Annotated in this window: 12 protein-coding genes; 11 read left to right on the plus strand and 1 reads right to left on the minus strand. The window is 63.6% G+C overall.

Features of this window, described 5'->3' with window-relative positions:
• Positions 1-197: 197 nt before the first annotated feature.
• The 3 genes from ileS (at position 198) to M4J39_RS07780 (ending at position 4,392) form a co-directional block, all read left to right on the plus strand.
• A complete protein-coding gene (ileS, locus tag M4J39_RS07770) occupies positions 198-3,158 on the plus strand; it encodes an isoleucine--tRNA ligase (protein ID WP_251727243.1) in 2,961 nt (986 codons plus the stop codon).
• On the plus strand, positions 3,155-3,658 hold the full coding sequence (gene lspA, locus M4J39_RS07775) for a signal peptidase II (RefSeq protein ID WP_251727244.1): 504 nt from the start codon (positions 3,155-3,157) through the stop codon (positions 3,656-3,658). Before ileS ends, lspA begins: the two co-directional genes overlap by 4 nt.
• A gap of 71 nt (positions 3,659-3,729) precedes the next feature.
• Complete coding sequence (locus M4J39_RS07780) at positions 3,730-4,392, plus strand: hypothetical protein (RefSeq protein ID WP_251727245.1); 663 nt, start codon at positions 3,730-3,732, stop codon at positions 4,390-4,392.
• An 89-nt stretch (positions 4,393-4,481) separates the two neighbouring features.
• On the opposite strand, the gene M4J39_RS07785 is transcribed toward M4J39_RS07780, so the two are convergent.
• Positions 4,482-5,882, minus strand: a complete 1,401-nt coding sequence (locus M4J39_RS07785; RefSeq protein WP_251727246.1) for an EAL domain-containing protein — start codon at positions 5,880-5,882, stop codon at positions 4,482-4,484.
• A 242-nt stretch (positions 5,883-6,124) separates the two neighbouring features.
• Here M4J39_RS07785 and M4J39_RS07790 point away from each other — a divergent pair, with 242 nt between their 5' ends.
• The 8 genes from M4J39_RS07790 to M4J39_RS07825 all read left to right on the plus strand — a co-directional run bounded on the left by M4J39_RS07790 (position 6,125) and on the right by M4J39_RS07825 (position 14,511).
• A complete protein-coding gene (locus tag M4J39_RS07790; protein ID WP_251727247.1) occupies positions 6,125-6,319 on the plus strand; it encodes a heavy-metal-associated domain-containing protein in 195 nt (64 codons plus the stop codon).
• A gap of 209 nt (positions 6,320-6,528) precedes the next feature.
• A complete protein-coding gene (locus tag M4J39_RS07795) occupies positions 6,529-7,857 on the plus strand; it encodes a sigma-54 dependent transcriptional regulator (protein WP_251727248.1) in 1,329 nt (442 codons plus the stop codon).
• A 228-nt stretch (positions 7,858-8,085) separates the two neighbouring features.
• The gene (locus M4J39_RS07800; protein WP_251727249.1) at positions 8,086-8,670 is read left to right on the plus strand and encodes a hypothetical protein; all 585 of its coding nucleotides are present in this window, start codon (positions 8,086-8,088) and stop codon (positions 8,668-8,670) included.
• Between the two features lie 6 nt (positions 8,671-8,676).
• Positions 8,677-9,165, plus strand: a complete 489-nt coding sequence (locus M4J39_RS07805; protein WP_251727250.1) for a GNAT family N-acetyltransferase — start codon at positions 8,677-8,679, stop codon at positions 9,163-9,165.
• Positions 9,166-9,338: 173 nt separating this feature from the next.
• A complete protein-coding gene (locus tag M4J39_RS07810; RefSeq protein ID WP_251727251.1) occupies positions 9,339-10,232 on the plus strand; it encodes a DMT family transporter in 894 nt (297 codons plus the stop codon).
• 156 nt (positions 10,233-10,388) lie between these two features.
• On the plus strand, positions 10,389-10,676 hold the full coding sequence (groES, locus tag M4J39_RS07815; protein ID WP_026782155.1) for a co-chaperone GroES: 288 nt from the start codon (positions 10,389-10,391) through the stop codon (positions 10,674-10,676).
• A gap of 53 nt (positions 10,677-10,729) precedes the next feature.
• Positions 10,730-12,361 carry a chaperonin GroEL gene (gene groL, locus M4J39_RS07820; protein WP_251727252.1) on the plus strand — a complete coding sequence of 544 codons (1,632 nt, stop codon included), beginning with the start codon at positions 10,730-10,732 and terminating at the stop codon, positions 12,359-12,361.
• 341 nt (positions 12,362-12,702) lie between these two features.
• Entirely contained in the window at positions 12,703-14,511 is a 1,809-nt protein-coding gene (locus M4J39_RS07825; RefSeq protein WP_251727253.1) for an ABC transporter ATP-binding protein/permease, read from the plus strand.
• The last annotated feature ends 72 nt before the right edge of the window (positions 14,512-14,583 follow it).

Raw genomic sequence — 14,583 nt, forward strand, 5'->3', positions numbered from 1 at the left:
TTTTCTGTCGGAACAGCCCATGTGGATCCGAGCCTTCGGCACCTCAGTGTGCCGGATCAGAGAGCGAATTATCGGCCCGGCCCCGATGACACGCCGCTGAGGCGGTGAAATCGAGGGACCGGGAGCCGAACCCTGGCCGATCGCCGTCGTTTGCGGGCCGGCCAGCCCTTAATCCAGCTGCACCGACGAGACACCCCATGACCGACACGCCCGCCCCGACGTCCGAAGCGACGCCGACCCGCGACTATTCGTCAACGCTCAATCTGCCCGCAACGGACTTTCCGATGCGCGCCGGGCTGCCTGAAAAGGAGCCGAAGCTGATCGCGCGCTGGGACGAGATGAAGCTTTACGAGAAGCTGCGCGAGACAGCCAAGGGTCGCGAGCAGTTCGTCCTTCACGACGGACCTCCCTATGCGAACGGCCATCTGCACATCGGCCACGCGCTCAACAAGATCCTGAAGGACATCATCACCCGTTCGCGGCAGATGATGGGCTACGATTCCAACTACGTCCCCGGCTGGGACTGCCACGGCCTGCCGATCGAGTGGAAGGTCGAGGAAGAGTATCGCGCCAAGGGCAAGAACAAGGACGAGGTGCCGATCAACGACTTCCGCGCCGAGTGCCGGGCCTATGCCGAGAACTGGGTCAAGATCCAGAGCGAGGAGTTCCGCCGGCTGGGGGTCGAGGGCGATTTTGCCCACCCCTACACGACGATGGCGCTGGCTTCCGAAGCGGTGATCGCCACCGAGCTGCTTAAGTTCGCAACGAGCGGCCAGCTCTATCGCGGCTCCAAGCCGGTGATGTGGTCGGTGGTCGAGAAGACGGCGTTGGCCGAGGCTGAGGTCGAGTATCAGGACTACCAGTCCGACACCATCTGGGTGAAGTTCCCGGTGGTCGCAGGTGCCCCCGAGCTCGACGGCGCCGCCGTCGTCATCTGGACCACGACGCCCTGGACCATCCCCGGCAACCGCGCCATCAGCTACTCGCCGAAGATCGCCTACGGCCTCTATGAGGTGGCGGAAGCGCCGGAGGGCAACTGGGCCAAGACCGGCGAGAAGTATGTGCTCGCCGACGCTCTGGCCGAAGCCGTGTTCAAGCAGGCCAAGGTGACGGCCTACACGAAGCTCGCGTCGGTGTCCGCCGCCGTGCTCGGCAAGCTCACCTGCGCCCATCCGCTGCGCGGACTGTCCGGCGGCTACACCTTCGACGTGCCCCTGCTCGCCGGCGACCATGTCACCGACGATACGGGCACCGGCTTCGTCCACACCGCCCCCGGCCACGGCCGCGAGGACTTTGAGGTGTGGATGGACTATGGTCGCGAGCTCACCGAGCGCGGCATCTCCACGGCGATCCCCTTCACCGTCGACGACGATGGCTTCCTGACCGACGCAGCGCCCGGCCTCACCGGCCGTCGCGTCATCACCGACAAGGGCGAGAAGGGCGACGCCAACGGCGCCGTCATAGAAGCGCTGGCAGCCGCCGGCATGATGGTGGCGCGGGGACGGCTGAAGCACACCTATCCGCACAGCTGGCGCTCCAAGAAGCCGGTGATCTTCCGCAACACGCCGCAGTGGTTCGTCTACATGGACCGACCCATCGGCGGCGGGGCCTCGGGAAGCAACGCCACGACGCTGCGCGCCCGGGCGCTCGCGGCGATCGACGACACCGCCTTCTACCCGCCGGCCGGCCAGACGCGTCTGCGCTCCATGATCGAGAACCGGCCGGACTGGGTGCTGTCGCGCCAGCGTGCGTGGGGCGTGCCGATCGCCGTGTTCCGCAACGTGGACACCGGCGTGGTGATCCCGGGACCGGAGTTCGCCCACAACGAAGCCTATGCGGCCCGTATCCGCGCGGCGTTCGAGGTCGAGGGCGCCGACGCATGGTTTGCCGAAGGCGCCAAGGAGCGCTTCCTGAAGGGGTTCGTCGACGACTTGGAGCCCTGGGAGCAGGTCACCGACATTCTCGACGTGTGGTTCGATTCCGGCTCGACGCATGAGTTCGTGCTGAAGAGCCGCCCGGACCTCAAGTGGCCGGCCGACGTCTATCTCGAGGGGTCGGACCAGCATCGCGGCTGGTTCCACTCCTCGCTGCTGGAGTCCTGTGGCGTCAACGGCGTCGCCCCCTACAAGACGGTGGTGACGCACGGCTTCACCATGGCCGAGGACGGCCGCAAGATGTCGAAGTCGCTCGGCAACCAGGTGCTGCCGCAGGACGTCATCAAGCAGTCCGGCGCCGATATCCTGCGTCTCTGGGTCGCCTCGACCGACTACTGGGAAGATCAGCGCATCGGCAAGAAGATCCTGGACGCCAACTCCGACGCCTATCGCAAGATCCGCAATACCTTGCGCTGGATGCTGGGAACGCTGGCTCACTACGACGGCGTCGCCGTGGCTTATGCCGATCTGCCGGAGCTCGAAAGGGTGATGCTGCACAAGCTGGCCGAGGTGGGCGCGGAGGTTGAGGAAGGCTATCGGGAATACGACTTCAAGGCCGTGTTCTCGTCGGTGCTCAACTTCATGAACATCGAGCTCAGCGCCTTCTACTTCGACGTCCGCAAGGACGCGCTCTACTGCGACCCCAAGTCGAGCCTCAAGCGCCGCACAGCGCTTCACGTGGTGGCCCTGCTCTACGACCATCTCGTCAAGTGGCTGGCGCCGCTGATCCCGTTCACCGCCGAGGAAGCCTGGCTCGAGCGGCATCCGGGCGACACGTCGTCCGTCCACCTCGAACTGTTCCCGACGGTGCCGGGAGAGTGGACCGACGCGGCGCTCGACGAGAAGTGGGAGAAGGTGAAGAGAGTGCGGCGCGTCGTCACCGGCGCGCTTGAGATCGAGCGGCGGGAGAAACGCATCGGCTCGTCCCTCGAAGCGGCGCCGATGGTCCACGTGGAAGACAAGGATCTCCTCACGGCGCTGGACGAGCTCGACTTTGCCGAGATCTGCATCACCTCGCAGATCGCCGTCACCGACACTCCGGCGCCGGAAGGCGCCTTCCGCCTCGAAGACGGCACGCCGGTCGCCGTCGTTCCGAAACTCGCCGAGGGCCGCAAGTGCGCTCGCTCGTGGAAGATCCTTCCCGAAGTGGGCAGCGATCCCGACTATCCCGACGTGACGCTCCGCGACGCCCAAGCTCTCCGCGAGCTGGCGGCCGAGGCATGACGACGGGGTCGAACGCCCTTCAGATCAGGCGAACGCGGCTTGCCGCGTTCGTCGTCATCCTGCTGACGCTCGCCGCCGATCAGGCGAGCAAGTACTGGGTGCTCAATCACACCAGCCTTCCTGAAGGCGATCGCATTTCGGTGCTGCCGGTGTTCGACTTCGTCCTGACCTGGAACATGGGCATTTCCTATGGCCTGTTCCAACAGCACGAAGCCCTCGGACGCTGGCTGCTGATAAGCCTTACGGCGCTGGCGACGGCGCTGCTTGCCGTTTGGCTGTGGCGCTCGCGCGACCGCCTGATCGCCTGTCTGGCGCTGGCGCTGATTATTGGCGGAGCGCTTGGCAATCTCGTCGACCGCATCGTGTTCGGCGGCGTCGTCGACTTTCTCTATCTGCACTATGGCTCGTTTTCCTGGTATGTTTTCAATCTGGCCGATTGCGCGATCGTTGCAGGGGTGGGCGCACTCCTGTATGAGTCTCTGCGCTTGAGGCCACAGTGATGCCTCAAAAGTCGGCTAGTTGCTGGCCCGAACGAGGGTCGGGCCGTGACTGATCCGACACGAGAGCGAGAGTGACGATATCGATGACCAACCTGCTGACCGGCAAGCGTTACGCTCTTCTCGCTGTCGCCGCCCTTAGCTTGTCCGCCTGCTCCGCCCTTGGCACGTCCGTTGCCGAGGACGATCCGGAAACGGAAGTTCCCAATGTATCGATGGGTCGTGCCGTCATGGAAGGCCTCGGCGCCGTGCCGTCGCGCACCACCGCGATCAACTATACGCCGCGCGCTCCGCTTGTCGTGCCGCCCGACAAGTTGGCTCTGGTCGCGCCCGAGGACCCCAAGCGGCTTGAGGCGAGCGGAACCTGGCCGGAAGACAATGACGTGAAAGCACGCCAGTTGCTGGCGGAAGCCTCGGCGCGCGAAGCTGCACGCGACGAAGATGACCATCAGCTTTCGCCTTCTGAGCTGAGGTCCGTCCGGTTGCCGCAGAATCCCAGCCGCGCCATGACGTCGCCCAACAGCATCGAAGAGGCCTCCAAGCCGCTGCTCCCGAGCCAGCTCGGCGACATGCCGCGCCAGAGCGCCAGCCGGCTCTACGACGCCAGCGGCAAGCCGGTGCGCAAGGCACTGGTCGAGCCGCCGGTCGCTTACCTGGAGCCGGCGCCCGGTGTCCCGGTGACGACCGACGACGGCACGCCGCCCACCTCCAAGAAGTCCTGGTGGAAGTTCTGGTGATCGCGCAAGGCGCTTCGCCGTCGACCAATTAGGCAAAGAAAAAGCCGCGGACGTCGCGGCTTTTTTGTTGTCCGCGCAACGGACGGTGTTCAGCGGCGCGACATTCCTGCCCGTTCGCCGCCAGCCGCCGCCGAACGGGGCGTCGCCGTTGCCTGTGCGGCCCCGAGCACTTCCGGCCTGACCTGGCGGGGGCTGGAGAACAGGTTGCCCTGGCCGAAGGCGAGGCCATAGTCGAGAAGATCGATGACTTGCGCCTCTTGCTCGACCCGATCGACGATCAGGGTCAAGCCCTGACGCTGCAAATGGCCAGCCATGTCTTCGACATGAATGTCGCCGGTCACGAGAGGCGCCCGGCCAAGCAGCCGATCGGCGGCCACCTTGATCGAACGGAAGCCGAGATCGGACCAGCGGCGGAAATCGACGCGCAGGTCGGTGACGTTGTCGATCGAGAAGTGGAAACCGAGATCCGATACCGCCCGGAGGCTTTCGATCTCGAGCGGCCCCATTTCGACAAGCGCTTCCTGGCGAAACTCGAACTGCACGAGATCGGCCATCGCCCTGTTCTGGCTGAGGAAGCCCTGAAATTCACGGAAGAAGGTGGACGAGGCCAGGCTTTCGACCGACAGGTTGATGTAGAGACCGACGTCGCTGTTGCGCTGGGTGAGCCGCTTCAGGATCTGGAATGAGCGGATCACCTGATAGGTATCGAGCTTGGCTATCAGCCGGCTCTTTTCGGCGATGGGAATGAACTCGGCGGCGGGAATCAGGCCGGACGCCCCTTTCAACCGTGTCAGCACCTCGTAGGAGCGGACGAGCCGCTGCGGCAGCGTCACCACCGGCTGCAAGTGCAGCTCTATCTGTTCCTCGCGAATGAGGCGCTCCACCTCGCGGTCGAAGGCCGGATCGGTGTCAGGAACGAACAGCGAGTTCTTCATGCTGGCGGAGACGTCATCGCGCGCGCCACTCTGCCGTCCGTGACGATCTTCGTCGAGATAATCGTCCGATCGGCTTCTGCGCGATCGCCGCCCGGCGTCTTCGGCTTCGCGCATGTGCCGCTCAAGAGCGCCAAAACGCGCGTTGACGCCATCCAGTCGGCCGTCCACCGTCGACTCCAGTTCGGCCAGGGTTTCGGTCACCTGTCGGAGCAGTTCGCCCACCACCTCGACCTCAGCGGCGAGCTCGCCGGTCTGCTCGCGCACCCGTCCGGGCAAAGCCTGCTCAAGGCGATTGAGGCGCGCGGCGATTTTCTCGATCTCGGCTTCGCCATCACCGGCAACGGCAGCGATTTCGGCAAGACGGTTCTCGATCCAGATCCGCTCCCTTCGCCGCTCCATCGGCTGCTGCAGGGTGACCATCACGAGCATCAGGCCAATGCCGACCAGAAGTGCCGAACCCGCCGACAGGCCAAGCTGAAAGAACAGCACCACCGCGGCCGAAGCGGCGATCACGCCCATGGCGATCAAGATCATCGTCGATGACGACCGGTTCATTCGCCTGCCCACTCCAACACGATATCACGCAACGAATCACAAAGCATTGTTGCCGTTTTCCCGCGCGGAAGCGAAGACGGACAATGGTTTTCCAAGGTTTTTCAGTCCATTTTGCCCGCCTTGGGGTGCTTTGGACGCCGATCTGCCCGCCTATCGCCGCCTTGACCGTCGCCGGTCGCCGTCCCATGTTCGACATCGCCTATCGGTAAACGATCGTCAGGCACAGAAACCGGAGACGAAGCATGGTCGAACTCAACGTGAAAGGCATGATGTGTGGCGGTTGCGCCAGCTCGGTCGAGAAGGCAATCAAGCGAGTCGACGCCGATGCCGCGGTGACGGTCGATCTGGCCTCCGGCAAGGTCAGCGTCGAGACCAAGGCTGACGCCAAGGCCCTCAGCGATGCAATCGAGGCTGCCGGTTACGAAGTGGCCGCCTGAGACCGATTCTCGGGAATTCCCTATCCCGTGCCTTCCGACGCGGGTTGGGATCGTCCCTGTCTGCATGGGTCTTCTTGGCGGGAAAGCGGGCTAGGAAGCGGTCCTTGACCTCCTGTTAAGGGTTATCAACCGTTTGTTTACCATGATCGGGGCAGAGTTCCGCCGGTACGCAATGCAATTTGCAACTGTCTGGCAAGGAACGCTTTCCGATGTCGGTTGGCCCGCGCAGCACATCGACGGTACGTCTTCTGATCGTCGATGCCGACGTCTCGTCACGCAGAGCCGTGCGCAAGGCTCTTGAAGCGCGCATCGCCCGCCCGATGCTGATCCTCGAGACCGCCGAACGTGACGCCGCACGCGTGATGGCCGGCAAACAGACGTTCGACATCATCGCCATCGACCTCGAAACCATCGGCGGATCGGCGGCATTCAAGGCCTTCACCGAACAGCTCACGCCCACCACGATCTATGCCATGGGCGACCCTACCGACGTGCAGGCAGCCGTCGCTTGCGTGCGAGCCGGAGCCGCCGACTTCATCGAGAAGCCAGTCGATGGCAACGCCTTTGCCCGCCGCGTCGAGCGTCAGTTCGTCGAAAGCATCGCCAATACGGTCGAAGAGGCAGACGGCCTGATCGGCTCCGCCCCGACGACGCGGGCGCTCACCGAGCAGATCCTGCGCGTGGCGCCGTCGCTTGGCCCGGTGTTCATTTCCGGTGAGGCCGGCAGCGGCAAATCGCTGGTGGCCCGTTCCGTTCACGCGCGCTCGCGCCGCCGCACCGGTCCGTTCGTCACACTGGACTGCGCGCGCACCCCGGTCGATCGTCTGGTAGCCGATCTGTCGGAAGCCGATGGCGCCCTCGCCGCTGCCGACGGCGGCACTCTTTTCCTCGACGAGGTCGGACATCTCCCCGACCCCGCTCAGCTGGCGCTAATGCGCTTTCTCGATACAGGTGAGATCGCGGGCTTCGACGGTGGTCACCGCCTGTCGGTCCGCATCATTGCCTCGTCGCGTCGGCCGCTTGACGACCTCCGGGGACCGGCCGGCTTGCGACAGGATCTTTACTTCCGCCTCAACGTCCTGACCCTGGCCGTACCGCCGTTGAGAGAGCGGAGTGAGGACATCCCGCTCCTTGTCGATACCATGGTGCGGCAGATCAACCGCGACAACGGCTCGCGCTACACGCGGTTCACCGCCGCCGCCGTGCAATGCCTTGCCGGCCGCGCCTGGCCGGGCAACGTCGCCGAACTCAGGTCGGCGCTTGAGAACCTGATGTCACTCTACCCCGGCGATCTTGTTACCGCCGACATGGTGGTGCCGGTCATCGTCGCACCGGCGGCCATTTCGGCCGCCCCCAGGAAGAAACTGCCCGCCGAGGTCAAGCCGCTCTGGGTGGAAGAGGCGAGAGTGATCGAGGAGGCGATAGCGGCTTTCGACGGCAACATTGCCCGGGCCGCGGCGGCACTTGAGATCAGCCCCTCGACCATCTATCGAAAGCGTCGCGACATCGAAGAAGCGATGGCCGCTCGCAGCGCCTGAGTAGTTCTGCGAAGAAGCGGCCGTGACCTTGGAAAACGGCAGCGGATCAGTAAGATAAAGAAGGACCACAAGCGCCTGGGCCGCAAGGCCAGGCAGCCTCGCCAGAGACCAACGGTTTGATGCCTGGGGCGTTTCGTGGAAGGGCAAGAGTATTCGCTTGAGCCGCCGTTTTTCGATCTGGCCAGATTGGTCTGATTGGCGGGTGCTCTGGGGGAAGGACAAGCGGTCATGCACGGGTTGCGTTTTCTTGCTGCTTTTTCCGCCTGCGTGATGGCGGCGTCGACGGCATGGGCAGGGCCGATTCTCGATGAGGCCAAGGCCGCCGAAGCACTGCTTGCGGAAGGCAAGCCCGTCGAGGCGCTGGCCTCGCTCGAAGCGGCCTTCAACGCGGCCTGGGACGCCGCGCCGCTCGGATTCTCGGAGGCGACCTTCGTCACCGGCAAGCCCGCCGGCTTCGGCATTTATTCCACGCGCCCCAACTCCGTCTTCCAACCCGACGAGCAGATGCTCGTCTACGCCGAACCGTTCGGATACGCCTTCGGCAAGGAAGGCGACCTGTTCAGGATCGATTTTTCCGCCGATTTCGAACTGCGCACCCCGCGCGGGCAAATCCTGCACGCTCAAGAAGGATTCGCCTCGCTCGACATGGTGTCTCGGCGGCGAAACAAGGAGTTCCAGGTCTATATCGTCTATAACTTCAAGGGTCTGAAGCCCGGCGATTATGTGTTGGTAACCAAGCTCAGCGACCGCAACTCCGACAAGAAGGGCGAGTTCGAATTGCCGTTCACCATCGCCGAGACGCCGGTCAACTGATTGGCGATGACGAAGGAGCCTTTCATCCGAAACGCCGCCGACGCCGATGGCGACAGTATTGCACGCTTGATCGCCAGCGTTTTCGGCGAATACGAAGGCTGCCCGTTCATCTTCGACGATTTTCCGGAGCTCGCGGCACCGGCCACTCACTATGAAAAGCGAGGTGGCCGGCTTTTCGTCGCCGAGCATGACGGCATCATCGTCGGCTCCTTCGCCGTGTCTTCGCCGGATGGTGACGGCGTCTTCGAGATCAACAAGGTGTATCTCGATCGGGATCAGCGCGGCTCCGGTCTTGCTCAGAGGCTTTACGCAACTGCCCTTGACGAAGTCGCCCGGCGTAGCGGACGGACGTTGAAGCTCTGGAGCGACACCCGCTTTCTTTCCGGCCATCGGTTCTACGAGAAGCTCGGCTTCGCCCGCCAGCCCGTCGTCCGCTTCGTTCCCGACGCCACCGACTGCTGGGAGTTTGCCTATCGGCTGGAACTCGATCGCTGAGCTATCGCCGCGACACACTCGCGGCCATCCGCGTGAGAGTTCCTTTGCCAAGCCGAACAGCCGGCGGCCTTATGCTCGGATTTCTAGCACGAAAGGTCTTTTCGCTGGCGTTCCGGCCTTGCCGCCGACACGGCCGAAGCGTAGAAGCCGCCGTCCGTCGCTCCGGAGACATCATGCAGTCGTCGATGCGCCTATACGCGGCCGGCGCCGCCCTTCTTGCCGTCTTCCTGTTCTCGGGACTTGACGCCCTCGTCAAGGCAACCACCTACGGCACGCCGCTCGCCATGGTCGTTTTCCTGCGCTATGCCGCCGGCCTGATCTTCTCCTCGACATCGGCGGCCTTGCAGGGGCAGCTTCGGCCGAGCTGGGCCACCATCCGGCGCGCCCTCGGGCGTTCGCTGGCAGGCCTTTCTTGCGCCGCCCTGTTTTTCGGCGCCCTCAAGCTGCTGCCACTTGCGCAGACGGTCGCCCTCACCTTTACCTCACCCTTCTTCATGGTGCTGATCTCGGCAGCCATGATCGGCGACCCGGTCACCCGCCGTTCGCTCCTCGCGGCGGCCTTCGGCTTCCTGGGCGTCGTCGTCATGCTGGCAGAGAAGTTCAGCGCGGAGGCGGGAAGCCCGCTCGGCTTCGCCATGGCTCTCGCCTCGGCCGTCGCCTACGCCCTGTCCATGATCATGTCGCGCCGGGACACCGCTCACGACAGCGTCCCACAGATGATCCTGGTCCAGAACTCCATCAGCGCGGTCGTGGCTCTTCCCTTCGCCCTTTACTCGTACCAACCGCTCCCCGGCGAAACGCTGCTGATGTTCCTGGCCATCGGCGCACTCGGCACGGGCGGCAATTACGCCATCACCTGGGCCTACAAGCATGCCCCCGCGACGCTGCTCGGCCCCTTCGAGTTCACGGCGCTGCTCTGGGCCGTCACTTTCGGCGCGGTGTTCTTTGGCGAAATTCCCAGCGCTCACACCCTGATCGGTGCCGGAATCATCATCGGAGCCTGCCTCGTGGTCGTCCAGCCTGCCCCCACACCGGCTCGCCGCGCTTCGGACGATGCTCGTCCGTAAAACACCAGACCGGCTCTTGACAGACAGGCGGCTTGCGCCTATTTCCGGCCCGCTTAGCACTCAACATGAGTGAGTGCTAACAGCAGATATTTTTCGCCGTGGTCTGCGAGGCAAAAGCGCGCACGCCACGGGCATTTCAGAAACGAGGAGCCGAACATGAAGTTCCGTCCCCTGCACGACCGCGTTGTCGTTCGCCGGCTGGAGTCTGAAGAGCGCACCGCTGGTGGCATCATCATCCCGGACACCGCCAAGGAAAAGCCCCAGCAGGGCGAAGTCGTGGCCGTGGGACCGGGTGCCCGCAACGAGAAGGGCGAGCTCGTCGCTCTCGACGTCAAGGCCGGCGACAAGGTGCTGTTCGGCAAGTGGTCCGGCACCGAGGTCAAGATCGACGGTCAGGACCTCCTGATCATGAAGGAATCCGACGTGATGGGCATCATCGGCTGATCCACATCAGCCGCCCAGTCCTCCGTTAACCTCTCATTTCAAGGAAGAATCCCATGGCTGCCAAGGAAGTCAAATTCGGTTCCGACGCCCGCGAGAAGATGCTGCGCGGCGTGGACATCCTCGCCGACGCCGTCAAGGTCACGCTGGGCCCCAAGGGCCGCAACGTCGTGATCGAGAAGTCCTTCGGTGCTCCGCGCATCACCAAGGACGGCGTGTCGGTCGCCAAGGAAATCGAGCTTGCCGACAAGTTCGAGAACATGGGCGCCCAGATGGTCCGCGAAGTCGCTTCGAAGACCAACGACAAGGCTGGCGACGGCACCACCACCGCCACCGTTCTGGCCCAGGCCATCGTCCGTGAGGGTGCCAAGGCGGTTGCCGCCGGCATGAACCCGATGGATCTGAAGCGCGGCATCGACCTTGCCGTCGCCGAGGCCGTCAAGGACCTGAACGCCCGCTCGAAGAAGATCTCCACCTCGGCCGAAGTCGCCCAGGTCGGCACGATCTCCGCCAACGGCGAGACCGAGATCGGCCAGATGATCGCTGACGCGATGCAGAAGGTCGGCAACGAGGGCGTCATCACCGTCGAGGAAGCCAAGACCGCCGAGACCGAACTCGAAGTTGTCGAAGGCATGCAGTTCGACCGCGGCTACCTCAGCCCCTACTTCGTGACCAACGCCGAGAAGATGGTCGCCGAGCTCGACGACCCCTACATCCTCATCCACGAGAAGAAGCTGTCCAACCTGCAGGCCCTCCTGCCGGTGCTCGAGGCTGTCGTCCAGTCGTCGCGCCCGCTGCTGATCGTTGCCGAGGACGTCGAGGGCGAAGCCCTTGCCACGCTCGTCGTCAACAAGCTGCGTGGTGGCCTGAAGATCGCCGCCGTCAAGGCGCCGGGCTTCGGTGACCGTCGCAAGGCCATGCTCGAGGACATCGCCATCCTGACCGGTGGCCAGGTGATCTCGGAAGACCTCGGCATCAAGCTTGAGAACGTCACGCTCGCCATGCTCGGCCATGCCAAGCGCGTGTCGATCTCCAAGGAGAACACCACGATCGTCGACGGCGCTGGCGCCAAGGCCGACATCGAGGCTCGCGTTGCCCAGATCAAGGCGCAGATCGAGGAGACCACCTCGGACTACGACCGCGAGAAGCTGCAGGAGCGTCTGGCCAAGCTCGCCGGTGGCGTTGCCGTCATCCGCGTCGGCGGTTCGACCGAAGTCGAAGTCAAGGAGAAGAAGGATCGCGTCGACGACGCGCTCAACGCCACCCGCGCTGCCGTCGAAGCCGGCATCGTCCCGGGCGGTGGTACCGCTCTCCTGCGCGCCAAGGCAGCCGTTGCCAAGCTCTCGTCCGACAACCTGGACATCGAGCGCGGCATCAAGATCGTTCTCGCCGCCCTTGAGGCCCCGATCCGCCAGATCGCCGTCAACGCCGGCGTCGAAGGTTCGGTCGTCGTGTCGAAGGTGCTCGAGAAGGGCGAAACCTTCGGCTTCGACGCCCAGAACGAGACCTATGTTGACATGATCCAGGCCGGCATCATCGACCCGACCAAGGTCGTGCGCACTGCCCTGCAGGACGCCGCTTCGGTCGCCGGTCTGCTGGTCACCACCGAGGCCATGGTCGCCGAGCTTCCGAAGAAGGACGCCGCGCCTGCCATGCCCGGCGGCGGCATGGGCGGCATGGACTTCTGATCCAAGGGATCTGAACGTCCATAAAAGCCGCCCACCACTAAAGGTGGTTCAAGTCGGCAACAGCCGACTTGAACAGGCGGCATGGACTTCTGATCCAAGGGATCTGAACGTCCATAAAGGACAAAGCAAATTGGGCGTCGCGAAAGCGGCGCCCTTTCTTTTTGGAGTTATCGCTCGCCTTACGAAAGCTTCATCCGCACCGCCGCAATGTTGCCGCGATCGGGCCGTGCTGTCACATCCGAAAAATCTGCCGAACTCACTGCCGTGGCATCGAATTTGATTGTCACCGCGTTGAGATTCTGCGTCAGTTCGTCGACTATCCGCCGTTCCGGGGACACCACATGAAAGCACTCTTTGCGACGCTCGCGCTGGCTTGGCGCCTCGCCGTGCCCTATTTCAAGGAGAAGCGACAGGGCGAGCTGGTCTTCCGCTGGTTCAAGATTCGGATGCAGGAGCGCTGGATCGGCCTCGGCTTTCTGGGATTGATCCTCGCCCTCAACGTCGCGCAGGTCTATCTCAACGTTCAGTTCAACAGTTGGTACAATCGCTTCTACACGGCGATGCAGGATCGCAACGGCGGCGCCTTCTCGGCCGAGCTCATCATGTGGTGCGTGATCGTCGCGCCGCTCATCGCCTCGCTTGTCGTCGAGATCTACCTGACCAACTGGCTGCGCATCCGCTGGCGGGACTGGATGACGGATCACTTCGTCAATCGTTGGATGAGTAACGCCAACTATTACCGTCTGTCACAAGTCGCCACCGGCACCGACAACCCGGACCAACGTATCGCCGAGGATATCCGCGATTTCATCAGCTACACGCTGACCATCTTCGTCCAGCTCTTCAACACGGTGCTGACGCTCTACGCCTTTACCATGGTGTTATGGGCCATTTCGGCGCAGTTTCCCTATTCGATCGGCGGCTTCGATCTTGCCCTCATTCCTGGCTATCTCGTCTGGGCAGCGGTGATTTACTCGGTCATCGGCACCTATTTCACCCACATGACGGGTCGCAAGCTCATCACACTGCGCTTCCGCCAGCAGCACGTCGAAGCCGACTTCCGCTTTGCCATGATGCGTCTGCGCGAGAATGCCGAAGAGGTCGCTCTTCTGAAGGGTGAAGAGCCTGAAAAGCGCGTCTTTAAGGGGGCTTTCGAGCGATTGAAGGCGAACTTCTATGAAATCATGGACGTGACGCGCAATCTCAACATCGTCACCGGGTTCTACGGCAATCTCTCCGTCATCTTTCCGCTGCTGCTGCTGGCGCCTGCTTATTTCGCCGCCGGTTCGGTCATGCAGCTCGGCGTGCTGATGCAGACCTCGCAGGCCTTCGACAAGGTGCAGGGTAACTTCTCCGTCTTCGTCTCCTTGTACGACACCATCGCCAACTGGAAGGCGGTTCTCGACCGTCTCACCACCTTCGAGCGGGCGATGTCGATCGTCGAAGCCGATTCCGCCAAGCCGGGGCTGGCATTGAAGCCAAAATCGGGCGGCGCGATCAGCGCCGATGGCGCTGTCGTTTCCCTGCCCGGTGGCCGGCCATTGGTTCGCCTGGACAACGCCACTTTCGAAAGAGGCAAGGCCGTGCTGATCTCCGGTCCCTCCGGTGCCGGCAAGACATCGGTGTTCCGGGCCCTCGCCGGTATCTGGCCGTTCGGCGATGGGGAGCTTGGTATCCCCGAGAATGCGCACGTCATGGTGCTCCCGCAGACCGCCTACTTGCCGCTCGGTACGTTGCGCGAGGCGCTGGCCTACCCGAATCCGGTGGAGTCTCACGACGACGCCAAGGTGCGCGACGTGCTCGCCGCCGTCGGACTCGGCGCTTTCGCCGACCGGCTGGACGATCTTTCGGAGGGACCGAACCTTGCCTCCCGCCTTTCCGGCGGCGAACAGCAACGGGTGGCCATCGCACGGGCGATCCTCGCCGAGCCCGACTTCCTGTTGCTCGACGAAGCCACAGCGTCGCTGGATGAGGCATCCGAGGCGGCCCTCTATCGCCTGCTTCGGGAGCGCCTGCCGAAAGCGTCGATCGTCTCCATCGGTCATCGTTCCTCGTTGAAGACGCTGCACGACGAACTCATCGAGTTGCGGAAGCCCGAGACAGGCGGCCCGTTCGTGCTCGGCGCGGCGAACCCCATTCCCGCCGCCTGACGACAACCTGAACGCTCCCCGCGCGCAGCGCCGTCGTATGCGACGTATTGTTTCCTTGACGGGAACAATGCG

It is taken from the genome of Pleomorphomonas sp. NRK KF1, from assembly GCF_023721755.1.
GTDB lineage: Bacteria > Pseudomonadota > Alphaproteobacteria > Rhizobiales > Pleomorphomonadaceae > Pleomorphomonas.